Annotated in this window: 17 protein-coding genes; 8 read left to right on the plus strand and 9 right to left on the minus strand. The window is 58.3% G+C overall.

Annotated elements, in window-relative coordinates; genetic code table 11:
- Window positions 1-159 precede the first annotated feature (159 nt).
- The gene (locus OHL21_RS23795) at window positions 160-1,251 is read right to left on the minus strand and encodes an FUSC family protein (RefSeq protein ID WP_263419793.1); all 1,092 of its coding nucleotides are present in this window, start codon (window positions 1,249-1,251) and stop codon (window positions 160-162) included.
- A 133-nt stretch (window positions 1,252-1,384) separates the two neighbouring features.
- Window positions 1,385-3,037: a rhamnogalacturonidase gene (locus tag OHL21_RS23800; protein WP_263419794.1), complete on the minus strand. Its 1,653-nt coding sequence runs from the start codon at window positions 3,035-3,037 to the stop codon at window positions 1,385-1,387.
- A 122-nt stretch (window positions 3,038-3,159) separates the two neighbouring features.
- Here OHL21_RS23800 and panB point away from each other — a divergent pair, with 122 nt between their 5' ends.
- From panB to coaBC, 3 genes are read left to right on the plus strand one after another with little or no spacing between them, the layout of a single operon-like run.
- Window positions 3,160-4,068, plus strand: coding sequence for a 3-methyl-2-oxobutanoate hydroxymethyltransferase (panB, locus tag OHL21_RS23805; protein WP_263419795.1), 909 nt, complete (start codon window positions 3,160-3,162; stop codon window positions 4,066-4,068).
- 24 nt (window positions 4,069-4,092) lie between these two features.
- Window positions 4,093-4,941, plus strand: coding sequence for a pantoate--beta-alanine ligase (gene panC / locus OHL21_RS23810; RefSeq protein WP_263419930.1), 849 nt, complete (start codon window positions 4,093-4,095; stop codon window positions 4,939-4,941).
- 2 nt (window positions 4,942-4,943) lie between these two features.
- Entirely contained in the window at window positions 4,944-6,188 is a 1,245-nt protein-coding gene (gene coaBC / locus OHL21_RS23815) for a bifunctional phosphopantothenoylcysteine decarboxylase/phosphopantothenate--cysteine ligase CoaBC (RefSeq protein WP_263419796.1), read from the plus strand.
- Window positions 6,189-6,536: 348 nt separating this feature from the next.
- Here the strand turns inward: coaBC and OHL21_RS23820 are convergent, their stop codons facing one another.
- Window positions 6,537-9,977, minus strand: coding sequence for a TonB-dependent receptor (locus OHL21_RS23820; RefSeq protein ID WP_263419797.1), 3,441 nt, complete (start codon window positions 9,975-9,977; stop codon window positions 6,537-6,539).
- A gap of 614 nt (window positions 9,978-10,591) precedes the next feature.
- Window positions 10,592-11,158 carry a hypothetical protein gene (locus OHL21_RS23825; protein ID WP_263419798.1) on the minus strand — a complete coding sequence of 189 codons (567 nt, stop codon included), beginning with the start codon at window positions 11,156-11,158 and terminating at the stop codon, window positions 10,592-10,594.
- Window positions 11,159-11,378: 220 nt separating this feature from the next.
- Here OHL21_RS23825 and OHL21_RS23830 point away from each other — a divergent pair, with 220 nt between their 5' ends.
- Window positions 11,379-12,512, plus strand: a complete 1,134-nt coding sequence (locus OHL21_RS23830) for a sensor histidine kinase (protein ID WP_263419799.1) — start codon at window positions 11,379-11,381, stop codon at window positions 12,510-12,512.
- On the plus strand, window positions 12,503-13,270 hold the full coding sequence (locus OHL21_RS23835) for a LytR/AlgR family response regulator transcription factor (protein ID WP_263419800.1): 768 nt from the start codon (window positions 12,503-12,505) through the stop codon (window positions 13,268-13,270). Before OHL21_RS23830 ends, OHL21_RS23835 begins: the two co-directional genes overlap by 10 nt.
- A 48-nt stretch (window positions 13,271-13,318) precedes the next feature.
- Here the strand turns inward: OHL21_RS23835 and OHL21_RS23840 are convergent, their stop codons facing one another.
- Complete coding sequence (locus OHL21_RS23840; protein WP_263419801.1) at window positions 13,319-13,693, minus strand: VOC family protein; 375 nt, start codon at window positions 13,691-13,693, stop codon at window positions 13,319-13,321.
- A 227-nt stretch (window positions 13,694-13,920) separates the two neighbouring features.
- The gene (locus tag OHL21_RS23845) at window positions 13,921-15,261 is read right to left on the minus strand and encodes a hypothetical protein (RefSeq protein ID WP_263419802.1); all 1,341 of its coding nucleotides are present in this window, start codon (window positions 15,259-15,261) and stop codon (window positions 13,921-13,923) included.
- A gap of 208 nt (window positions 15,262-15,469) precedes the next feature.
- Here OHL21_RS23845 and OHL21_RS23850 point away from each other — a divergent pair, with 208 nt between their 5' ends.
- On the plus strand, window positions 15,470-18,979 hold the full coding sequence (locus OHL21_RS23850; protein ID WP_263419803.1) for a carboxypeptidase regulatory-like domain-containing protein: 3,510 nt from the start codon (window positions 15,470-15,472) through the stop codon (window positions 18,977-18,979).
- On the opposite strand, the gene OHL21_RS23855 is transcribed toward OHL21_RS23850, so the two are convergent.
- Window positions 18,976-19,110 carry a hypothetical protein gene (locus OHL21_RS23855; protein WP_263419804.1) on the minus strand — a complete coding sequence of 45 codons (135 nt, stop codon included), beginning with the start codon at window positions 19,108-19,110 and terminating at the stop codon, window positions 18,976-18,978. The two genes, OHL21_RS23850 and OHL21_RS23855, sit on opposite strands and share 4 nt — an antisense overlap.
- Before the next feature lie 39 nt (window positions 19,111-19,149).
- Between OHL21_RS23855 and OHL21_RS23860 the strand changes: the two genes are divergently transcribed.
- Together OHL21_RS23860 and OHL21_RS23865 are read left to right on the plus strand one after the other, a co-directional pair.
- The gene (locus tag OHL21_RS23860) at window positions 19,150-22,095 is read left to right on the plus strand and encodes a glycosyl hydrolase (RefSeq protein WP_263419805.1); all 2,946 of its coding nucleotides are present in this window, start codon (window positions 19,150-19,152) and stop codon (window positions 22,093-22,095) included.
- Between the two features lie 253 nt (window positions 22,096-22,348).
- Window positions 22,349-22,549: a cold-shock protein gene (locus OHL21_RS23865; protein ID WP_263419806.1), complete on the plus strand. Its 201-nt coding sequence runs from the start codon at window positions 22,349-22,351 to the stop codon at window positions 22,547-22,549.
- Between the two features lie 225 nt (window positions 22,550-22,774).
- On the opposite strand, the gene OHL21_RS23870 is transcribed toward OHL21_RS23865, so the two are convergent.
- Both OHL21_RS23870 and OHL21_RS23875 read right to left on the minus strand, forming a co-directional pair.
- A complete protein-coding gene (locus OHL21_RS23870) occupies window positions 22,775-23,572 on the minus strand; it encodes an alpha/beta fold hydrolase (RefSeq protein ID WP_263419807.1) in 798 nt (265 codons plus the stop codon).
- A complete protein-coding gene (locus OHL21_RS23875; RefSeq protein ID WP_263419808.1) occupies window positions 23,547-24,398 on the minus strand; it encodes a DoxX family protein in 852 nt (283 codons plus the stop codon). The genes OHL21_RS23870 and OHL21_RS23875 overlap by 26 nt, the downstream gene beginning before the upstream one ends.
- Window positions 24,399-24,440 lie beyond the last annotated feature (42 nt).

Consider the following 24,440-nt stretch of genomic DNA (forward strand, 5'->3'; position numbering starts at 1 on the left):
TCTTGTTAGGAACGCTTTGCGTTTGTCATTTCGTAGCGCAGCGAAGAAATCTGCTTTTTCTTCTTTACCCACGGTAGTAACAGGCAAAAAAGCGGTCTCGCTTCGCTCGATACCCCACCCTTTGCTACGCAAAGAACGGGGCAGCAAGTGTGTTCCCAACTAAACGGCGGGCTCATCCTCTGGCGCCGGCCAGGCTCGGCGGAAGAGGTGGAAGATAGCGTGGATCACAAGCGCCAGCAGGCCGCCTATCGTTGTAGCCAACATGCGATTGTGGAGCACATATTCTTCCGGCAAATGGTTGAAGGCCAGCAGGAAGGCGATGTAGCCGGTAATGGCCACCGTGAAGGCTCCGTAGTTCACGTTCATGAAGACATAGGACGCCCATAGATAGATCAGCACCAGCACAATCAGGACCCAGAGGTTCGGCCGCAGCAGCGTAGCGACTACAGTGGCCACGCCCGCACCGAGGTAGGTGCCGAGAAGGCGAAGGACGGTGCGCTCGGTGGTGAGGTAAAACTCCGGCTTCACGACGAGGATGGCCGTCATGGCAATCCAATAGCCATTGGGCATTGGCCACCAGAACCGATAGAGCATCACCGCGATGGCAGTCGTAACCGCCAGGCGTACTGCAAAGTGGAAGTAGATACTGCGTGGTGTGATGTGCGAAAGCAGATAACTCGCGCGGAACTTCTGAGGATCGAAGTGCGGATCGGTAAGGTTGGCGCGAATACGCGGAACAAAGCGCCAGAAGTAGAGGATGGCGAAGAACTCCAGCGCAGCGCCGACTAACGTTGCCACACCGCGCAGCGCCGCCTGATGAAAGGTGCCGAGCAGGCGACCGTGCGTATCAGGAGCGGCGGAAGAGATGATGAGGTAGACGCAGCACTGCACACCGACCCAGGAGGCCGCGGTTCCCTGCGATTGCATCAGGCCATAGACGAAAGCCCACAGGACGCAGACGCAGCCAAGAGCGAAGCTGTCGACGGCGAAGAGCGCTCCTAAAAACGTGGAGATCGTGATGCCGAAGGCCGCGGCCAGCATGGGGCCATAGCGATAGAAGATAGGCTGCTGAAACGATCCGAAGCCTACACACATCGCTCCGCCGACGGCCATGGCTGCCCAGCTCTGCTGGTCAATCAGAATGCCGGCTGCCATCACCAGCAGGACGGCTGGCAGACAGATCAGCGCATGAAGGGGCTCGGCTTCATTCCAGGCGAAGCGTGTGATCTTGATAGCTTCTTCGTTGGCCACGGCACAGGATTATATGCGGAGCGGGAGCATTTTCACTGTAGATGTAATGTAGGGCTACTGCATCTATGGGCGTTTTCCGCAATGAAAACGCCGCGGCACTCGCCTTCCGATACCCAGCAACAGGGAAAATGCTCTATACCGCCCGGTTGTCCACATTTGCCAGCGTCGTATCCTTTGCAGCACGGGACCACATCAGCCGGAAGTCCGTCACGTTGTGCAAGGAGAAGTTCTCCTGCGCAGGCGCGGTGATGGCGAAGAGGTCGGCACGATGCACGTCTTCAAGCCACATGGCGGGACGCGGATCCGCCGTAGCCGGAGCGATCTCGATGTGTGACATCTCGAGGTTACGCAAGTGGCGCAGGAAGAAACCGTGCGAGGGCGTGGGACCGAAGCGCAGCAGCTCGGGGTAGTCCTCTTCCTTCTCAGGGACCTTCAACGTGCGCCACTCGGTCATCGGCTGGCGGTCGTCTCCCCACCCCACACGCATCTGCCTGGGCAGACCTTCGTGTCCGAAGTAGCAGTTGGAAAGCTTGACGTCTTCAATGAGGTTCTCGGGGATGCCGGAGAAGAGGCACGCGGTCGATGCCGCTGAGTTGTAGCTGACCAGATTAGAGATGAGGATGCGGCGCAGAGTGCCTTTGCGCAAAGTCTCCTTCGGATTGCGGTTACGGCGATTCAAACGCAGGAAGAGCGGCGCGTCGACGGTGTCACGCATCGTATTGCCGGTGATGGAGATGTCTTCCAGATACGCGCCATCGGAGGTTTCAAGCGAGATGCCTTTGCTGCCCTCGATTACGTTGCCAGAGATGGTGATATTGCGGAAGCCGCCGTTGGACTCTGTTCCGCACTTGATGCGGCCGTTGCGCGAGACCTTGGCATCTTCTGCAAATTTCTTCCAGGTGCCGGCGAGTACGCTGCCCAGCTCGTAGTATCCCGAGACGAAGTTGTTGGCAATAGTGACATTGTCGGTCGAGCGGGCATAGCCGAGCGCGTAGCTCGACTTCGGGCAAATAGCGTCATCCCAGGGAGAGTTGACGGTGCAGTTGGTGACGCGCACATTGCGGCAGCAATCGATGTCAAAGCCGTCACGGTCGGTGTCGACCAGCAGGTTATCGAGGGTGAGATTGTCCACGCCGGTTGCCAGCAGACCGAAGTGACCACCTTTCAGCAGGCGGAAGTCGCGCAGGATGACATTGCGGCAGTTCTTGAGCGCGAAGGTTTTGTTGCCGACACCGGGCTGCTCCGCCTTGAAGGGCTGGTAGCCGCCGCGAACTGCGGTCGCAATGCCGTGCGAGAGTCCTTTGCCGAAGATGAGTCCCGGGCCGGAGACGGAGAAGTCATGCTCGTTCTCGGCGTAGAAGAGCGAGTTCTTCCAGTGGTTGTGGCCGTAGTCCTGGTACGGCGTCCAGGGGTCATTGGGCTCGGCGGCATCGTAGGTTCCGCCACGATAGCCGGTCGTCTCTCCAATCTTGGGCGAGTCGGCCGCCTGTATGACGCATCCCTGTGCGAGATAAAGATCGACCATCGATTTAAGCCGGATCGTAAAGCACATGTAAGTGCCCGCCGGGAAATAGAGCGTGCCTCCGCCGGCTTTCGCAACCTCTTCAATGGCCTTGTTGATGGCTGGCGTGTCCACAGTCTTGCCGTCGCCGGTAGCGCCGAAGGTGCGCACGTTGTACAGAGCCTGGACGTTCTGCGTTTCGGTCTGAGCTTCGGCCATCGAGACATGGCCGACGGCGCCGGCGAGCGCTAGCGGAGAGAGCTTGATAAGATCGCGACGTTGCATGGCGCGACCAGCATACAGCCCGCATGCGAAACGTTTCAATGAAAGGAAGGAGAAAGGACTATACTTAAAGCATTCGGGTTGCATCCTCTGCGATGATGAGAGGAGCGGCACTGGAGTGAACTATGAGTCTGACCGGATTCCGGGACGCGGCCGTGCGTCCTCTGGGCGTGGCCTCAGCCGTCACACCCGCGAGCCTGCTGGCGCTGAAGCGCTCAGGGGCGCCTATTACCGCTCTCACCGCATACGACTATCCCACAGCACGGCTGGCTGATGAGGCCGGCATTGACATGCTGCTGGTGGGCGATTCGCTCGCAATGGCCGTTCTGGGCCATGAAGATACACTGGCCGTCACCATGGACGACATGCTGCATCATGCCCGCGCCGTGCGCCGGGCAACGCAGCGAGCCTTGCTGGTTGTCGACCTGCCGTATGGCAGTTATCAGATCTCTGTGGAAGATACCCTGCGCAATAGTCTGCGCATGGTGAAAGAGGCAGGCGCCAACGCCGTAAAGCTGGAGGGCGGCGCGGCGATGGCTTCACGCGTACGTGCCGTGTCCGCAGCAGAGATTCCTGTCGTCGCACATATCGGCCTGACACCGCAGTCCGTCAATCGCATGGGCGGCTACCGCGTACAGGGCCGTAGTGAGATCGAAGCGATGACGCTGCTGGATGACGCTCTGGCGCTGGAAGATGCTGGAGCGATTGCGATTGTACTGGAAGGGATTCCGCGTGAGCTGGCCGCACTGATTACGGCACGGCTTCACGTGCCAACCATCGGTATTGGAGCAGGGCCGAAGTGCGATGGCCAGATCCTGGTCTGGCACGATGTCTTTGGCTTGAGCTTCCGCAATGCTCCAAAGTTCGTACGGCAGTTTGAAGATGCCGCAGCGCTGATGCGGAAGGGTCTCGAGGAGTATCGCACCGCCGTAAGCGAACGAACTTTCCCTCGCGATGAGGAAAGCTACCATCTTCCGGCGAATGTAAACCTACCTGAGACGGAAGAGCCGGAACTCTCTGTCTGGAGCGAGTAAGCGACGATGCAGACAGTAACGGCAATGCAGACAGTAACAACCATCCGCGAGATGCAGGCGATTGTGCGCGCAGGAAGAAGAGGCTCGGGCATACTTGGCCTGGTGCCAACGATGGGCGCACTGCATGAGGGACATCTGTCGCTGGTGCGCGCGGCGCGGGCACGATGTACGCATGTGATTGCGACCATCTTTGTAAACCCATTGCAGTTCGGTCCGAACGAAGACTTCTCCCGCTATCCACGAACTTTCGAACGCGACGTCGAACTGCTGACCGATGAAGGTGTTGATTGGCTGTTCGCGCCGAGCGCCGAGGAGATGTATCCGGTGGGCGCGCAGACGACGGTCGATGTGCCTGAACTGGGAGCACGACTCGATGGAGCATCACGGCCTGGACATTTTCGCGGTGTTGCGACGGTAGTGAGCAAACTGTTTCACATCACCCAGCCGGATCTGGCGTTCTTTGGACAGAAGGATGCCGCGCAGGTGGCTGTTTTACGACGGATGGTGAAAGATCTGAACTTTCCGCTGGAGCTCGTGGTTTGCCCAACGGTGCGCGAGGCGGATGGTCTGGCATTGAGCTCGCGCAATCGTTATCTGAATGAGGAAGAACGCAGCCGCGCGCTGGTGCTGTCGCGGGCGCTTCGCAAAGCAGAGGCGCTGGCGGCGACCGGGACACCTGCAATGTTGCGCGATGCGATGCTGAGTGAATTCGAAAGCACCGACGGTGTGCGTGTCGACTACGCTGCCGTAGTCGATCCAGATACGTTGCTGGATGTCAGCGATCTATCGCAAGGCGCGTTGCTGGCGGTAGCAGCGTGGGTGGGCAACACTCGGCTGATCGACAACTTGTTGCTTCCCGCACGTGAGGTGTAACGATGAACGTACTGCTGGGTGTCTGTGGAGGCATCGCTGCTTATAAAGCGGCAGAACTGTTGCGCGAGTTGCAGCGCCAGGGCGCCGAGGTACAGGTAGTGCTGACGCAGGGAGCGGAGAAGTTCGTCACGCCGCTCACCTTTGCCGCTCTGAGTGGACGGCAGGTGCTGAGCTCCTTGTGGACTCCGGCGGTGAGCGAGATTGCAGGCGAACAGCCACAGCCCTTTGGGATTGAGCACATTGATATCGCACAGTGGGCCGATGTTCTGGTTATCGCTCCGGCGACAGCACACGTATTAGCAAAGCTGGCGAACGGCATGGCCGACGATCTGCTGAGCACGATTGCGCTGGCGGCGACGGTGCCGGTGGTCGTGGCTCCGGCAATGAATGTGAATATGTGGCGTCATCCGGCGACGCAGGAGAATCTGGAGAAGTTGCGGGTGCGCGGCGTCTCCATCGTCGAGCCGGCAAGCGGAGAGCTGGCCTGCGGCATGGTGGGTGAAGGCCGTCTCGCTGAGATCCCGGAGATCGTATCTGCAACGCTGCATGCGGCCAATCCGATTCGCGATCTCACGGGAGAGCATCTGCTGATTACGGCCGGAGGTACGCGGGAGGCGATTGATCCAGTTCGATTTCTTGGTAATCGTTCAAGCGGCAAGATGGGAGTTGCTCTCGCCGAAGCTGCGCTGAAGCGTGGAGCAAAGGTCACTTTGATCACAACAGTGAATTGCGCTGTCTCTCCTGGTTGTGAGCGGGTGCCGGTCGAGTCGGCAGAAGAGATGCGGGCGGCTGTGCTTGACCGCCTTCCGGCAGCCACAGCATTGATTATGGCGGCGGCTGTGGCGGACTATCGCGTGACCAATCCTGCGGTGCAGAAGATCAAGAAGAGTTGCGAGAAGCTGACGCTGGAGCTGGAGCGGACGCCGGATATCCTGGCGGAGGCTGCGCGGCTGCGCCCTTCCGGAGCACTGATCGTCGGCTTTGCCGCAGAGACGGAACGCGTTGTGGAGGAAGGCCGGCGCAAGCTGCGCGAGAAGAGTGTCGATGCCATCGTCGCCAACGATGTTTCGGGATCCGATGCGGGTATCGGAGCTGACCACAATGCGGGCGTGATGTTGTTTGCGGATCGTGAGGTGCGGTTGGAGCTGTCTTCGAAGCGGGCAATGGCGGAACGCATTCTCGATGAGGTGCATCGCCTGCGGGTGCTGCGTGATCGATCGGAAGTTGAGCTTACGCCGGGGTATTAGGACTTGTCCTTGTCGGGCACGCCAAAAGAGTAACCAGAACTGGTGGGAGCAGCGGGCTTCAGCCCGCTGATAAAGTGGGTAAAAGAAATGGGCTTTTAGCCCTGGGCCTTTCTGTCGATCATGAAAAGCCCCGGGCTAAAGCCCACTTTCTTGTTAAGCCGATAAGCCGTGGGCTAGAAGCCCACGGCTCCCACCCGATTCGAGCTACGCTCGAATTTCCCCCCATCGCGTTGCGATGGATGGGGCACCCAGTTCCGTGGTTATTAGTCGATACCCCTGACACCCGGCTTAAATAAAGTAGCCAGCGGATTGCTTCGCTGGCTACTCGGTTGAGGGACGTTCCGGCCGCTAGAACTGCAAGCGAGCCGAGATCTGTCCTGTGCGTGCACCGCTGAAGTCTGCCTTGTCATTGGCAGAGGTGATGGTGCCGAAGGCGCCGCTGGAGAGATTCATATTCGGAGTTCCCAGGTTCGCCTTGTTGAGGATGTTGGTAAAGGTGCCTTCCGCGCGCAGCGAAATACGCTCGGTGATAGCGAAGCTCTTGCTAAGGCCAGCGGAGAGATTCACCGTTCCGGGACCCACGATGGAGTTGTTCTGCATATTGCCGAAGCGGCCGATGGGCAGAGGATCGCCGGCCAGACCACGACCGGTGTGGCACTGCGAGCCCGGAGTCCAGGTCGGTGTGCCCGGGCAGGTAAAGGCCGCGGGGTTGAACCAGCGGGCAGCACTGCGATTGGCAGGAACCTCACTGACGCCTACAAGGCGATCCACCTTCTGGCTGCGCCCAGGCAGAGCACCGCCGTTGATATCGCCGTTCAGACCTGCGCCCGTTCCTGAGGGATCGCCCTGGCCGCCGGGGAAGTACGGCGCGAGGAGAGGACCGCTCTGCACAACGAAGATGCTGCTCAACTGCCATCCGCCGACAGCGAGGTCAGTCCAGCGGCTCATGTTGCTACCGAACTGTTTGCCGCGGCCGAAAGGCAAGGCATAGAGCAGTGTCGTGTTCCAGCGATGGCGGCGTGTGCCCGCCGCCTGGCCACGGTCGACATCAGGATCGCGGCCGAAGGAGGCGCGGGAGCCACCACTCTCTCCGGCGAAGGAGGTGCTGTTAGGTCCCTGGTTGTTGGTGAGGTTCTTCGCAAAAGTATAGGTAGTGTCGAAGGTCAGGCCGGAGGTGAGGGTATGACGGAAATCGACCTGGCCGGAGTGATAGGCTGCGGAGCCGCCAGTAGAACGGCTATTGATGGTTCCCCAGTTGGGGAAGGGGCGAGCCGAGAGAGGCTGCCTGTACGCCGAGGTCGTGCTGGAGTACGGCAGGTCATTCAGGTTCGGCGCCCAGACGAGGTGCTTCGTCGTCATGCCGATATAGGAGACGCGAAGACCATAGCCACGGCCAAGGTCGCGATCGACCGAGAGCGAAAACTGGTGCGAGTACGGATCGTTCCAGTGGATATCGTTCGCCGTTCCGAAGTAGGCCTGTCCATAACCGGCAGAACCAGAGCTGGCTCCTGATGCGGTATAGATCTGCGGCCACACATACGACGGACCGCTGGCGGTCTGCGAGTTGGTGTACTGCACGGTATTGGCCTGCAGCGTGCCGGTAAGGGAGTAGAAGTTGGAGCCTAGCAGCGTGATGTTATAGAGACCATATCCGCCACGGACGACCGTACGGTTGTCTCCGAACGGTCGCCACGCGAAGCCGAAGCGCGGAGCGAAGCGGAACCTGACGGCGGTGCGCAGACCATCGGGGAGACCGGCCTGGTTGTTGTCGATGGTCGGCGTGCAGGCGGCTCCGTTGACCGCAGGCTTGCCGGAGGTCTGGCCGAGACCGCAGGAGTTGAAGCTGGCCAGGTACGGCTGTGAGACCAGGCTTCCCTTCCCTGCCGGGAAGATCACCTGTCCCGACTTGGCGACCGAGGGATCGAAATTACCGATGTTGCCGCTGGGATCGTGATAGGCAGGGTGATACTCGTAGCGCAGACCATAGCTGAGCGTCAGGCTGTTAGAGACACGCCACTGATCCTGAGCAAAGAAGTGGTAGTGCATGGTGCGGCCGTCGTTGTCAGACTGCACCACGTCATAGAAGGTGGTGTTAGGAGCGCCGATCAGGAAGTCGGCAAACTCCTGGCCGGTGAAGTTCGCGGAGGAGTAGTCGAAGGTACCGTAGTTGTCAGCGCCGTTGAAACCGAGCGGCGTGATCGCCTGCATTCTGCGGATGTCGAAACCGAACTTCATGCTGTGCCGGCCCTTGACCCAGGTGACGTTGTCGGTAAAGACATGTGTGCGTGACTTGGTGATAGAGGTAAGGCGGTCGGCGTCCAGATTACTGAGATCGCCGAAGTCCAACTCAGGAATACCGTTGTAGAAGAGGTTCTGCAGACCCTGCAGTCCGGAGTTGGTGGTGAAGCCTTTGCCATCAAAGGGATTCACGTTGCCGTTGCTGTCGAAGGTAAAGCCGTAACGAAACTCATTGATCAGGCTCGGTGTGAAGTTGTAGTTCCCGGCAATGAGGAAGATGCGGTCCTGAAATGACTTGGTGCTGGAAGGTACGCCAAGGGGTTGCTGGGCGTCCTGGTTGTAGTTCTTCCAGGTGAAACGAGCGAAGATAAGCGCCTTCTGACCGAGGTACTGATCCCCGCGGATATCGAACTGGTTGGAAAAGAGCGATGTGCCCTTATTCGTGTTGTAATTGACGGCTCCAGGGACATAGGTGCTGGTGTCACCGATGTTGGGATCGGGGAAGAACGAGAGGAACTTCTGCGCGACGGGATTGATGGGAACCGCATTCAATGGGTACGTACCGCCGTAGGGGTTCTTCAACGTCGTGAGTCCCTTGACCTTGCTGAAGTCCCCGCGCTTCATCGCAGCCGTGGGAACGACGGCGGTATAAGGGCTGGTGCGAGGGCTACGGTAGCCCTCATAGGTTCCGAAGAAGAAGGTCCTGTCGTGACCGTTGTAGAGGCGCGGCAGAACAACCGGACCGCCAATGGTTGCGCCGTAGTCGTTGGTCACAAGCTTGGGCTTGGTGCGCGATCCCCAAGGGGTAGCGTTCAAGCCGGAGTCCTGGTGGTACCAGAAGATAGCGCCATGCAGGTTGTTCGTACCGCTCTTGGTCGTCGTGGTGACCTCACCTGGCTGCCCGAATTCTGCGGCGTTGAGCACGCCATCAACGCGCATCTCGGAGATGGAGTCTCCGGAGGGAAAGGCGTTCTGGATCGGCGTATTACCGCCGGTAGCGCTACGCGTGGTGATGCCGTCAACCGTGACATCGGTCTGGAAGGGCAAGCCACCCTGCACCGAGAAGTTTCCGCCGGAGTCAGTCTGTACCCCGGGCAGCGTTTGGATCACATTCAGCGGGCTGGTGCCGTTGGAGCTGGCGCGATAGTTTGCGGGAAGGTCGCGGACAGCAGTCGCAGAGAGCGTGGCATCGATGGAAGGATTATCGGTTTCGATTACACCAGCAGCAGCCGCGTCCACAGATGCTTCCTGCGCGATGGTTCCAACGGAGAGAGTCGCGTCAGCACGAAGCTCCTGCCGCGCGGAGAGGCTGAGGTTACGCAGGACCTGCGTGTTGAAACCATCAGCAGTGATCTCGACCTGATAGTTGCCGGCATTCAGGTTCAGGAACTGATAGGTTCCGGAAGAGTCCGCCTGTACGGTCTTCACTACCCCGGTATCGACGCCAGTGAGCTTGACGGTGGCATTCGTAATAGAGGCGCCACTACTGTCTTTCACAGTGCCGAGAATGGTGCTTTGTGTGGATTGCGCCCAGTTGAATGGACACATCATGCAGACGCATGCAAGAAGAAGAAAAACGAAGCCGAACCGTTTTAGAGCATTTTCCCTGTTGCTGGGCAGCCCGAAAAAGGAGTGCAGCGGCGTTTTCATTGAGCAAAACGCCCATAGGTGTGGACGCCCTACGCTATACCTACAAGGAAAATGCTCCATCGTCATAGCTCTCCGAGTTGTAAACATGCATTGCCATCCGTTATGCAGCAGGATTGCTGCTTCCTGGGGGAAGTTACGGATGCGGTAGGGTTACGCTATCGGGCGCTTCCGCATGTTCTGAAAAGAGAGCGAGAAAAGATGGTTAAATTGCGGCGCGGCATGTGGAGATTTCCCACATATCGGTGCATGATGAATGGTTTTGCAAGGTGCGGCTGACCCAGAGCATTTTCACTGCAGGTGTACCCAGAGGATCCGCATCTATGGGCGTTTTCCGCAACGAAAACGCCGCTGCACGCCTTTTCCGGGATACCCAGCAACAGTGAAAATGCTTTAAATCGCCGGTGGCGCGAGCGAACTTCGTCCGGAAAAAACAAAGAACGGACCACGCGTTCTTCGGCACCGATGATGGAAAACACTGCGAGCCATTCCCCATCATCGGTGCATAGAATGCCAAATCAATGCATCATTGACGAAGTCGCCGCAGGGCACTTGACGTCGGGGTTCCAGGGAGCAAACAGGCCGCTGGGGCTTGGCTTCCAGTTCCAGACGTGAAGGAACCAGAAGCCGATCGAATCCGCTTTGATAAGGGATTGCCCCATAATCCGCGGCGGATCAGTTGATTTCCATGCCGAGATCGGGACAAGGAATTCGACGCCATTCAATTGAAACGTGCCGTCGGGCATCTTCTCGTAAACCAGCACCTCCGGATGCTGCAGATCGAGGGTGGTGTCTAGAAGCGTGTTGTTCTGAAAGTGATAACCCATAGCGCCCGCAGGTTGATGCTCAACACAGCCGGTGTTTTGCTTGTAGCCGGCCGCTTCGGCAGCTTCGGTCGTCTTGAACTTCTCGGTTGCCCTGCGAAGAGTCACGATGTCGTGATCGACTGCTTCGCCAAAGCTGCTGGGGAGAATGCCCGGCGCCTGGCTCATATCCTTTCCTGTGGTTTGCGCCGCGGTTCCACCTGCGAGTGCCAATACCGCCACTATCGCTCCGGATATCCACGCACTCCATTGAGTCCTCATTGCTCCTGCTCCATTCTTCCTTCGGATTTGGCTTTACCTCATGCTGCACAGCGATCCTAGGTGCACGGAAAAAGAGGAAGACACGTGTTTTTGACAAACGGTGGTAATGGGATGTCGAACTGGATTGAAGTCCTGGCGACTGCGGTTTGACACCGCGATAGGCCGTTCCGTCAAAAAGCCGGCTGAAGCGAAAAGTCCGCCGTGGCACAATGAAGCAATCATGTCGCCCCGGACGCGTCAACGGATACGGCTGATCGTAGGAGTGTGGCTCGGTTGGACGATTGCCGGGCTCTTCTACATCATCCAGGACACGGTGCCCCGGCTCTATCGCGGCGGCACCGTGCCCTGGAAGTACGTATTTGTCGGTTGGATGACGGGCATGTATGTTTGTGCCGCGCTCACACCGGCGCTCCTCTGGCTAAGCAATCGATGGCCGATCGAACGTCGCGGCGCCTATGTTGCCTTGCATCTCTGTCTCAGCGTGATCTTCTCGGTTTTAGCCACCACACTCGAAGTCCCACTGTTATTACTGCTTGGCGTCTTCCCGGCGCCGCACCCGCCTCCGTCGATCGCCGCAGGCGTCAGAATCATGTTGTCCTTCGGCATCCAGGGAGGCGTCATCCGTTATTGGGCCGTCATTGCGCTTCATGCGGTGTACCGGTCGCAGAAAGACGCCAAGATTCGCGAGCGGGAGGCATTCGAGCTGAAGGTACAAGCGTCCGAACTCGCCCAGCAGCTTACGACCGCCCAACTGAGTTCCCTGAAGATGCAGTTGCAGCCGCATTTTCTGTTCAATACGCTTGGCGCCATCATGGTCTTGATTCAGCAGCAGAAGACAGCCCAGGCCGAGAGCATGGTTGAGAAACTCGGGAATCTCCTTCGCCTCACGCTCGATGATGTGGAGGCTCAGGAAGTCCCGCTCTGGCGCGAGCTTGAATTCCTGCGGCTGTATCTCTCCATCGAGCAGGTCCGGTTCGAGGACCGGCTGCGTGTCCGTATTGCGCCATCTGCCGCGCTGTCCGAAGTCCTGGTACCGCACATGGTGCTGCAGCCGATCGTTGAAAATGCGGTTCGCCATGGTCTTGGCCAGAGCGAGGAGGCAGTGACAATCGAGGTGAAGGCGACCGGCTCCAATGGGACACTTACCCTCGTTGTGTCTGATGATGGACCTGGGCTGCTTTCAGCCAAGCCCGGCCGCTCAGGAATCGGGTTGACGAATACCCGGAACCGGCTGGCTCGGCTCTATGGCGATGCGGCGCACCTTGTCATCGAGCAAGCAGGGGACCGAGGCGTACAGGTCACGGTCACACTACCGATCCGGACGGTTCCGCAGGAGGGCTCACAGTGCGATTGAACATCCTTGTTGTGGATGACGAGCCCATCGCACGCGAAGGGCTGAAGCTGTTGCTCGGCCGCCAGTCCCACGTCGAGTCTGTCTCGGAAGCGCGAAATGGACGAGAGGCCATTGCTCTGATTCGTGAGAAGAAGCCGGACCTCGTGCTGCTCGACGTGCAGATGCCGCGGACTGATGGTTTTGCGGTGGTCCATGCCATTGGAGCAGAGCGCATGCCGCCGGTGATCTTCGTGACCGCGCACGACCAGTATGCTATCCGGGCGTTCGAGATCGCAGCGCTCGATTATCTCCTCAAACCAGTGACCGAGGAGCGTTTTGAGCTCGCGTTCAAGCGCGCCATCTACAAACTACAAAGCGCGCCGCACGAGGATGCAACAAAGCAAGTGCTGACGATGCTCGATGCCATCGCGAATCCGCCGCGGCAACTCGAGCGCTTCGCGGTTCGATCCGGTGAGAACACGATTTTCGTGCCAGTCCAGGATGTGGACTGGATCGAAGCCTTCCAGAACTACGTCCGGCTTCATGTGGGTCCGTCAACTCACCTGTTGCACGTTCCGATGAACACTATTGAGAGTGTGCTCGATGCAAACCGGTTCCTGCGCATCCATCGATCGCACATCGTCAACGTCAGGCGTATCACGCAATTGTGGTCAATTGCGCACGGTCAGTATGCGATCGAACTCAAGTCGGGGCAACGCCTGCAATCGGGGCGCACCTATAGCGAGCGCATCCGCCGCACGCTCACGAATCCATTTTGACTCGATCTTTTGAAAAGCAGACCCGTCGCCAGGGCAACATGCTCACGGTTACGGATGTTGAGAGATGGAGAGAAGATTGCCGTCGGGATCTTTAAACCAGGCGACCTTCGCGCCATCGGGCGAAGTCCATATTCCCATGCCATCCTGCTGAAGAAAGCTGTACCGCTCGAAGGTGATGCCTTTCGCGGAGAGTTGGCTCGCAAAGCCACCAATGTCATCGACCTTCCAGCCCAGGATGGTAAAGGGCTGCGGCTTGAACTCCGACGCTTTGGCAATACGAAGCATGACGCCATTAGCATCGAAAACGAGAGCGAAGCCGTCGTCCGATACGAAACGCAGACCGAGGGTTTGTTCGTAGAAGTTGCGGGCTTTTCGGAAGTCTTTCGTGGGAATAAAGGCAATGATGGATTGTGAGCCGAGCATGGCGTGCCTCTTGGCCTATCAGCATAGGGCAAGTGCTTTGAAGAGGCAAAGCCGATCAGGCGTACCTGGGGTCTAAGACAAAAACCTTTTCGGTGTTTTGTTAGAAATTTGGGGTATTCCTCGCCCACCCTAGCGCTGCGAGCGTTCACCCCAACGAACAAAGTTCGTTGGGGACCCCGAGGGTGGGGCACCCCGGCGGGGTAGGCCAAAGCGAATCCTCGATATGCTTAGTGATCTTTGATAGAGCGGATGGCGAGTAGTTCGGCGTTGAAAGAGGTTCCGCTGAGGCGCGAGGTCTTCAGCACGGCTTCGAAGTATGGAATCTCCTTCGATCCGGTTCGCGCTCTCAGGCTGAGGATTCCCTTTTCCGAGGTGAGAAATTCGGCTGCCGCAGCCGTGGCATCCGAGTCCGTGCCGGCGAGCAGAATCGCCTTGGCGGTCCGGCCTGGATTGGGAAGATAGTCGACAACGCAGTAGGCCGTAATGGCGTTGCGGTCCATCACGGGGGCGTATTGGGCGTCTTCGCCTGCAAGCGGACTGCTGTTCTTCACATAGGCCTGATTGTGCGCGCCGTCGTACTCCAGGCTGAAGTTCAACTGCTCGTCAAAGAGGCGAGCCCAGGGATTGGCCTTTTTGCCGCCGATCAGAATGACGTTGTCGCGTTTGATGGAGTCGGCCTCATAGAACCGCGCCAGGGTAAGGCGCAGGCGTGGTGCGATCGGAGCGAGATTCAGTATCTGCTGCGCAGCGTGGAAGTCACCCAAAGTCACCAGGTTGTGATTGAAGATGGTCTCAAGGTCCTGGCGACGATCAGGACTCATCTCTTCGGAGCGACGGATGTAGTTGCGGTCGAGATAGTCACTGAGTGAGAGCGGCTTGCCCCGCATCTCCTCGCTCATGCTGACGGAGGCATCGGGAAGGACAATGTCGGTCTGCGGAGCCGCTTGCGAGAACGTGGTCCAAAAGGCGGCCGTGGCGGGGCGCTCAGCCCACAGGTCGGTCTTCTTCCGCAGACCGTAGTTCTGCCAGAGGAGAATGCCGCAGGCCACGGTGAGCACACCCGAGAGGATGACCCAAAGCCAGACGCGGGGAGCGGACGGAGTTGGAAGAGTTTCCACTGGCGAAGCGGATGGAAGAAGCTCCGATTTCACCTGCGGTGGAACAGGGAACGTTTTCTCCACAGATACTGTGCGCCAGCGAAAGACCGGGAGATAGCCGCCACGCGGGATGGAAAAGACCAGAGGCTCGGTTGCCCCCTCGGTCGCGAAGTAGGTCTCGATACGGCGGCGGAGTTCGGTTGCGTTGACGCGGACGATATTGTCCTGACTGCGGTCGTAACTGGCGGAGCGGCCGAAGACGCGGACGCCGATCTCCTGCTCGTGGATCTCGGGAGCATTGGGCTTCAGAGACTCATGGCCGACATAAAGGAGGAAGTCGCGGAGGCGAACCGAGCGGGCGAAGTGGGAGCTACCAGCGACGCGGTCGATGAGAGCGCGGCGGACGGAGATCTCCGGAAGAGGGGCCTTTGCCTCCTCCTCATCCAATACGATCTCTGATCCTGCTGCCATTCTGCTACCTGAAACGGGGTGTGTTTCACGAGCATAGCACCCGCTGTCCGCGCCCGGTCACTTTATCTTCAACTTATTGATTCCAAAGGTAATGGACGTGTCTTAACAGGTTAGGTTTACCTGTGGTCTTCCGGTAAATTAACTTGTCTGTCGTTTTTCGTAAAAAAGAGGATGACTGCCATTCAAAGAAACACTTTGGAGGCAGTCCATGCAGAACCAACCCATCTTTGGGAGAAGGCGATTCCCTGCCCTGCTCCTGATTCTTCTCCTTGCGGTCCCTCTGGGGTATGCGCAACGCTACCTGGGGTCGATCCAGGGACAGGTGACCGACTCGACGGGCGCCGTCATTCCGGGGGCCGAAGTGGTCGCGGAAGAGGTGTCCACCCATTTCAAGACGCTGGCCAAAACAAACGGAGCCGGCGCGTATACGTTTGCCTCGCTTAACCCAGGAACCTACACAGTAACCACCACGGCTGGTGGCTTCAAGTCAACGAGCCATACCGGTGTGATTCTGACCGCCGGCAACCTGCAGCAGATCGATTTTCAGATGGCTACGGGCGACACGACCGAGACGATCAATGTGGCAGCAAGTTCCAACACTCTTCTGGATGCGGGCTCCCCGAACATCGCCACAACCCTGAGCACGCAGGAGGTCACCGACCTGCCGAACGTGGGACGCAATCCCTTCGTGATGGCAACCCTGGCCGCGGGTGTGATCAATACCGGCTCGGGCGGCTACTTCCAAGGCAAGTCCAGCCAGTTCACCAACCCCTTCTCGGGGGTTGCCGTACAGGTCACGACCAACGGCAGCGGCGGCCACAACCGCCTGACGCTGAACGGCATTCCGGATGACCCGGCGGAGCGGCTCTCGGGCGCTTCGTACACCGGCTTTGTTCCGTCACCGGAAGCTGTGCAGGAGGTGAAGGTGCAGACCTCTATCTTCGACGCACAGATCGGCCATGGCAACGGAACCGTGACCAACACGGTTGTCCGTAACGGAACCAACGCCTACCATGGCGCTGCCTACCACTCCTTCCAGAACACGTACCTGAATGCCAACACCTACGAGAAGGCTCCGAACAAGGCAGCCCGCAACAACGACCAGTTGAGCCAGACAGGGCTTGTTTTCGATGGACCGGTACGCATTCCGTTCCTGTACAACGGCCACGATAAGAGCTTCTTCCTGGTCGCGTTCGAACGCTATGCCTCGCATACGGCGATCAACTACACGTCACGTGTACCAACGACCGCGGAACGTGCCGGAGACTTCTCTGCCCTGTGCACGGGCGGCTTCAACACCAGCGGTCTGTGCCAATCGGGTGTGCAGCTTTACGATCCGAACTCACCGGTCGACTCGAGCGGCAACCGCACTGTTTACTTTGCCAACAACAACATCGCATCGCGCATCAACTCCGCCTCGTCAACAATTGCCTCGTACTTCCCTACGCCGAATGTTGCCGGCGCGACGGCACTGACGATTCCGAACTACATCTCGACGCAGACCTCATATCCGAGCACCTATCCGTCGTTCATCGTTCGCTTTGACCAGGCGATCGGAAGCAGGAACAAGCTGTCGGCGATTCTGTTCCGCTCCGGTCTGACGCAAAACTATCCCATGCAGGGCTTCCCGAAGGGAATCGGACCGACGGGCTATGGCTACAGCGTTTATCGCAACAACCGTGGCGGAAGCATCGACGATGTGCACCAGTTCTCACCGACGCTGGTGCTCGACTCGCGCCTGGGTGTACTGTGGCATCCATTCGGCCTGACCTATCCAGGCAATCAGAACTTTGACCTCTCGTCGGTCGGCATCTCGAGCACTGGTCTGCCGTATACCTCGTTCCCTGGCATCAGCTTCAGCTCCGACGGCTATGCCGGCCTGGCAGCCGGTGCAGGTGGCCAGGTGAGCACGAACATGACGGCGGCGTGGGCCGAGATCCTGACCAAGAGCGTGGGCCGTCATACACTGCGGATCGGCTTCGACGGCAACCTGATTCGCTATAACGTCCAAAACCCGCAGAGCGGATTCGGGGCGTTCAACTTCGATCGCCGCTTTACCCAGAAGAACTCGGTCAGTGTCAACGTCGGCTCCGACGCAAGCTCCGGCGATCCGTTCGCGTCGTTCCTGCTGGGAGCGCATTCCTCGGTGAGCTACAACATCCAGGCGGCATTCGCGCTGCAGCAGATCTATGTCGCTCCGTTTGTTCAGGACGATTGGCGCATCACTCCGAAGCTGACGCTGAATCTCGGCGCGCGTTGGGATTACGAGTCGCCGTTCACCGAGCGTTACAACAAGATGGTGACCGGCTTCTGCACGACCTGCCAGAATCCGCTGCAGGCTTCGGTCACGGGCCTGACGTTGAATGGCGGTCTGCAGTACACCAGCAGCAGCAACCGCTTTCCCTATCCCCGTGACTGGAACAACTTCCAGCCGCGCGTAGGCCTGGCCTACCAGGCGACCAACGCGACGGTCGTACGCGGGGGCTTCGGCATCATCTACTTCAATACGCTGGAGTCGCCGATTGGCACCGGCTTCAGCCAGACGACCAGCTACAACAACTACAGCACCAGCGCTCCGCTGAATTCGCTGAGCAATCCGTTTCCTTCCGGCGTAGCACTTCCGACCGGAAGCTCGCTTGGACTTGCAACGTCGCTTGGACAAAGTGTCAGCTATGTCGACCAGAACCACGTGCAGCCAAAGAGCGCGCAGTGGTCGGCCAGCGTGCAGCAGCAACTGGCGGGCAACACCGTGCTGCAGGTAGCCTATGTGGGTGCGCGTCCGACACGGCTTGAAGTAAACCGGAACATCAACTACCTTCCGCAGCAGTACTACGATCAGGGAACTGCCGGCGTGACCTATCTGAACACGGCGGTCACCAACCCAATGGCGGGTAAGTTCAGCGGTACAACCACGTTGAACAACGCCACTATCGCACGCAATCTGTTGCTGCTTCCGTATCCGGAGTTCGGCTCGGTGACGGCGCAATACACGTCCGTGGGTAGCGCGCCGTATAACGCACTGCAGATCCAACTACAGCGGCCAATGAAGAACCACTTCTCGCTGCAGGGTAACTTTACCTGGGCGAAGACAATGCTACACACCAGCTATCTGAATGGATTCGACACGAAGCTGGCGTCGATTCAGGACTCCAATGCCACCCTGGTAGCGAACGTTTTCGGAACACTGGAACTTCCGAAGTTCTCTCGCATGAACTATGCGGAGCGCCTGCTGCTGGGTGGATGGAAGCTGAATAGCGTGATGCGCGCGCAGAATGGAGGATTGATCTCGGCGCCTTCGAACGTGGATATCATTGGACCCGTGACCCAACCCAATGCGTCCTACGGGCGCTACTTCAACACCTGCTACCAGAACGCATCGGGCGTGAATGTGCAGTCGACCGCTTCGGCTCCGGCCTGCGATTCGCTTTCACCTGTCCCGGCCTATCGCCAGCGGCTCGCATATACAACGCAGCATAACTCGACCGTACTGAACATCCGGCAAAGGATTCATCCTCTGGTGGACGCCTCGCTCTTCAAACAGTTCCAGATCCGTGAAGGAACCAGCTTTGAGATCCGCGGTGAGTTCTTCAACGTCTTCAACACGCCGAACTTCGGTGGCCCGGGAACCGGTTTGGGTAGCTCAACCTTTGGTGTGGTGACACTCACGCAGGCAAACGATCCGCGTATCGGACAGCTGACGGCGCGTATCAACTTCTAACGCTGCACTCTTTCCGCAAAGCCGCGGCCGATCCAACGGCCGCGGCTTTCTTGCAGCATCACGCGTTCTTTGCGCATCACGCGTTCTTTGCGCATCACGCGTTCTTTGCGCATCACGCGTTCTTTGCGCATCACATAACTTCAGTACACTTCGATTCAAGGGCTCTCTGCATGCATCTTCCAACGGCGCTGGCCGGTCTTGTCTTCGCTGCAACCTCTACCTTCGGTTATGCACAAAGCAGTGCGCCGCAGAATGGCGCGCCGCAGACAAGCTCGATTGCCGCATTGCGCGCCGGGTTTAAGACACCCCCTCCGCAGGCACGACTACGTTGCTACTGGTGGTGGCTGAATGGCAACACCGATAAGCCCACCATCACGCACGACCTGGAGGAGATGAAGGCCAAGGGATTTGGCGGGGCGTTGCTGGTCGATGCGGGCGGAGCGACACAGAACGGGAACGCCGCAGTTCCAGCAGGACCGAAGTTCGGCTCTACCGCATGGATTGAGCTCTATACGCATGCGTTGCGTGAGGCCGACCGGCTGGGACTCGAGATTACGCTGAACATCATGAGCGGCTGGAATCTGGGTGGGCCTACCGTAACGCCGGAAGACGCATCGAAGGCGTTGACCTTCGCCACAATCGTGGTGAAGGGTGGGACAGCCCAAAAGGTCGATATTCCGCAGCCACAGCACACGCAGGGAATGTTTTACCGCCAGATCGCGGTCCTGGCATATCCGCTTCACCATGGCCAGGCAAAAGCTCCTCAGTTGGAGGACGGCCAGGGAGATCGACATACGGCGGCGGAGCAGCACGCGGCCGATGGGTATTCCAGCAGCAGCATCCGATTTCGCGCGGCCGCGGCGGAGAGCGGCTTCAGCATGAATGACAGCTCGGCGATGTTGAATGACGGGTTGGACACAACCTTTCGTGATGAGAAGGGATATGCCGACGCCTCTCTGACCGAGGTACGGAGGTTGCAACCTGCAGCAGATGGCAAGTTGCATCTCGATCTTCCTGCGGGCGAGTGGGAGATCTTCACGGTGGGATACACCAACACCGGAGCACAGGTCTCGACCTCGAGCGACACGTGGAAGGGCCTGGCGATCGACCACATGAGCCGCAGCGCTTTTCAACACTATTGGGAGATGAATGTAGATCCCTTGCTCGCCGCGGCCAAGCCCTTTCAGAGCCTAAAGTATCTGGCAACGGATAGCTGGGAGTTAGGTGGAACGAATTGGACGGATGGCTTCGATGAAGAGTTTCGGCAGCGCCGCGGGTATGATCCGATTCCTTACCTGCCGGCGCTTGCCGGCCGGATTCTGGGAGATCGCTCGGTAACGACGCGCTTTCTTACGGACTTGCGGCGCACGGTCGCCGATCTGATCGTGGCGAACCACTATGACGTGTTCGCGCAGATGGCAGGACAACATGGCCTGGGAGTACAGGCGGAGAGCGGCGGTCCGCATGGAGCTCCGATCGATGCGCTGGAGACCTTCCGTCATGCCGCTGTTCCCCAGACCGAGTTCTGGTCGCAGAATCCTCACCGGCACGAAGATAACGAGCGTTTCTTCACCAAGCAGGCAGCGTCCGCGGCGCATATCTACGGCCAGCGTTACGTGGCACAGGAGGGCGAGACCTCGATTGGACCTCAGTGGTCAGAGTCTTTGGCAATGGATCTGAAGCCGAGCTTCGACATGGGAATCACCGAAGGCATGAACCGGCTGGTGTGGCATGAGTTCACTTCGAGCCCCGCGGAGTCTGGCATGCCGGGGCAGGAGTACTTTGCCGGAACCCACCTCAACCCGAAGGTGACGTGGTGGAACGACGGTGGGGCCTTCTTCACCTATCTCAATCGCGTTCAGTTCCTGATGCAGCAGGGCACGGCGGTGAACGATGTTCTCTATTTTTATGGCGACCATATTCCGAACTTCGTGCGCCTGAAGGCGGACGACCCGGCACATGTTCTGCCGGGATACGACTACGACGTCACCAATGAAGACGCGCTGCTGCACACGATCCACATCGCAGGACGCGAACTGGTGGGCCCGGGCGGTGTGCACTGGCGTGCCCTGGTGCTGCCACGCACGCGGAGGATCTCTCTATCGGTATTACAGATGGTCGAGCGCTATCTGCGTGCCGGCGGGACGGTGATTTCTCTGCCGGCGCTATCAAGTACTGGCAATCTGCCTGATGCAGAGAAGAAACAGCTGGACACACTGATTGGGCAGATATGGAAGGGATGCCGAGAGGGGCAGTCTCATCGGTATGGAGCGGGAAAGCTCTTCTGCACGGACAATGCGCATGAAGCGTTACGACAGATGCGCGTACCTGCCGACTTCACAGTTACTTCAGGCGATGTGCGCTTTGCACCGGTGAGCACAGATGGGGTTGACGCCATTCATCGCCAGGTCGCGGGGATACAGATCTACTATCTGCGCAGCAGTTACGCAGCAGAAAAGAGCTTTACGATTGCTTTGCGTGCCACGGGTGAGGCCGAGATCTGGGATCCGGTAACGGGCTCGATGCATCGCACTCAGATTGAGCGCCTGCCGGATGGACGCAGTAACGTTTCCATCACACTACCGGCATACGGCTCCGTTGCGATTGTTTTTCTGCAGCACAGTACAGCACGCAATCTTCCACAACTGCTACACACTGAAGCGGTAAATGCAGACTGGTCGCTGGCGATTCCTAGACGAGAACCTGTGCGGCTGACGGAGTTGAAGAGCTGGACGGAAATTAATAACACTAAGTACTTCTCTGGAACAGCGGTGTACAGCGCCAATATCAAGGCTCCGAAGCTCTCCACGGGTGAGACCGCATGCCTGCGCTTCGAAGCAGTGCATGAGATCGCACGAGTTACCTTTGCAGGCAAACAGATGCCGACGACCTGGGCAGCACCTTATGAGGCGTGTCTGCATGGAGCGTTGCCGGAAAGTGGAGTGCTTGAAGTTGCTGTGACGAACCTGTGGCATAACCGGCGTGTCGGCGACGCCGTTGAACCGTCGGCAAGACGGACGAAGAGCAACATTACGCTGCCTTCGCCGGATGAGCCACTTTTACCCTCGGGAGTTACAGGACGAGTCGAATGGCGTATTTATCGTGAGGAGCCGTAAGCGGGAACCGAAGTGATATGTCCCGCGAAGATCTACTTTTCAAAGATGGTATTGATGTCACCAATAGACTTATATCCCGATTGCGGCGTTTGAGAGCTATTGCGGCGTTTGAGAGCTTCGGTGAGCGGCAGGGATGATATCCTGAAAGGGATCGAAGAATCCGATCTGGTTTACTTGCTTGTTCCGGCTTGCCCTCTACTCGCAAAACACTCCACATTGTGTTCGGCGGTACTTCATTCACAGGGAACAACTCATGGAACAGGGAATTGTAAAGTGGTTCAACGATTCAAAAGGATTTGGCTTTATTAGCCGTCAGAGTGGCGATGACGTTTTCGTCCATCATTCCGCCATTAATAGCAATGGATTCCGCAGCCTCGCAGAAGGCCAGGCTGTGCGTTTCAACGTAGTGAAAGGCCCCAAGGGCTGGCAGGCCGAAAACGTCGCGGTTGCCTAAACAGACAGCCAGGATGGCAAGAAAAGGGAGCTGGTGCTCCCTTTTTCTTGTTTAACTCTCGATCGTCTCAAGACAGTAAGGCCCTTCTAGAACATTTTCACTGTCGCTGGGTATCCCGGAAAGGCGCGCAGCGGCGTTTTCATTGCGGAAAACACCCATAGATGCGGATCCTCTGGGCATCTCAAGCGAAAATGCTCTAGCCGCATAGGGAAAGCCGCGGATCACTCATATTCTGCACAGAAAATCCAGAACCACGGCATTGAACTGCTGCGGACGCTGAAGCGGAGCGAAGTGGGTGACATCTTCGAGCAGGACCAGCCTGGCGTTAGGAATCGAGCGCGCGAGATGTTCCGCGTGTTCTGTGCGGATGAACTCGTCGGACCGGCTCTGCACGATGGTGACAGGCACACGGATCTTTGCGAGATCTTCGGCGGTGTAGTTGGGTTGCGTGCGCTGCATGAGCGAGAGGTCGGCGACGAGTTGCTGGAAGCGGTCCGGCGTTGGCGACAGCTCGGCATAGTCCTTGGTGTGGCGGGAGAAGCAGCGGTCGAGGGCAGGAGTAGCTTCGAAGGGCTTTACTCCGCTGGGATCCATATTGCAGGCGAAGAAGAAGACTCCGGAGACACGGGATGGATGAGCCCCAGCGAGGAGCATCGCAGTACATGCGCCGTCACTCCAACCGACGAGAGCAGCCTTCTCGACCTGCAGTGCGTCCATGACAGCGACAACATCGGAGGCCATTAGATCGTAGGAGTAAGGACGCTGCTCGCGCGTACTCCTTCCCTGGCCGCGGCTATCGATCAGAACGACCTGGAATCCATGTTCAAGAAGGAATGGAACCTGATAACCCCAATTGCCGCTATGGCCCAGCCCGCCGTGCAACAGGATGACCGGAGAACCTGAGCCCAGTGTGCGGTACCAGATGCGGGCGCCTTCGTGGGCCACATAGCCGCTCTCTCCGGGCGGTAAAGCTGGAGCTCCGTGAGCCTGAAAGATCTCAAGCGTATCGTCCTGCACTGTCATTTGTAGTCCTTTGTTTCGATGCCTTATCGGTAACTGATCTTTCGTTTGTGAGACTGTCTGCCACCAGCAGCGAGGCCGCGGCGATGATCCAGGTGATAAAGAACGCTGTCAGCGGGAAGCGCGGCCCCACCGGCGAGCCGACCATCTTTGGCGCAGCGGCAAACCAAGTGTCAGGTCCCCAGACCAGAAAGGCGAAGATGGCCAGCATCGCGGTTTCGATATACGCAGCCAGACGTGGCAGAACCAGGAACAAGATGCCCAGGCCGCAGGCTATCTGCCCAACACCGGTCAGATATGCAAAACCGACGCGGAAGGGCAACCACGACGGAACAAGGCTGGCCGTGATCTTCACATAAAAAAGATGACTGAGTCCGACGGGAATTACGGCAAGCCCGAAGAGGATGTGGGCGATCCGTAGCCCACTCGCTCCAGTAAAGCGCTGGAAGAAAGAAGACTGTTCCAGACCAGAGAAGCGGGCAAAGATCACCAATCCCCCGGCAAATAACATGGCAATTTCGCCGATTCCTAGCCAGACAGCCTCGATCTGAGGAGCGACGATCAAAGCCGGAATCTTGAGGCAAAGCCAGACCAGAAGAAACAGGATGACGGCACGCGAAGCGATCGCGACGGTTGCACGAAAGAGCAGTGCCAGACCGGCGATGACCATGAAGAGACCGCAGGCTACGGCGAGTGCTCCACGGCCGGGGTAAAATGCGGGAACGGGCTGCCAGTTGTAGGCGAAGTCGCGGTAGATCGCCGAGAGCGCTCCAAGCGCGATCATGCCGATGGAGAAAAGAGAAAGTGCGGGTTGCTGCTCACGAATCATGTCTTGCAGTCCTTTTCGATGTGCTTCTGAAGGGCCCAATCA

The sequence above is a fragment of the Terriglobus albidus genome, assembly GCF_025685425.1.
In the GTDB taxonomy this organism is placed as follows: domain Bacteria; phylum Acidobacteriota; class Terriglobia; order Terriglobales; family Acidobacteriaceae; genus Terriglobus; species Terriglobus albidus.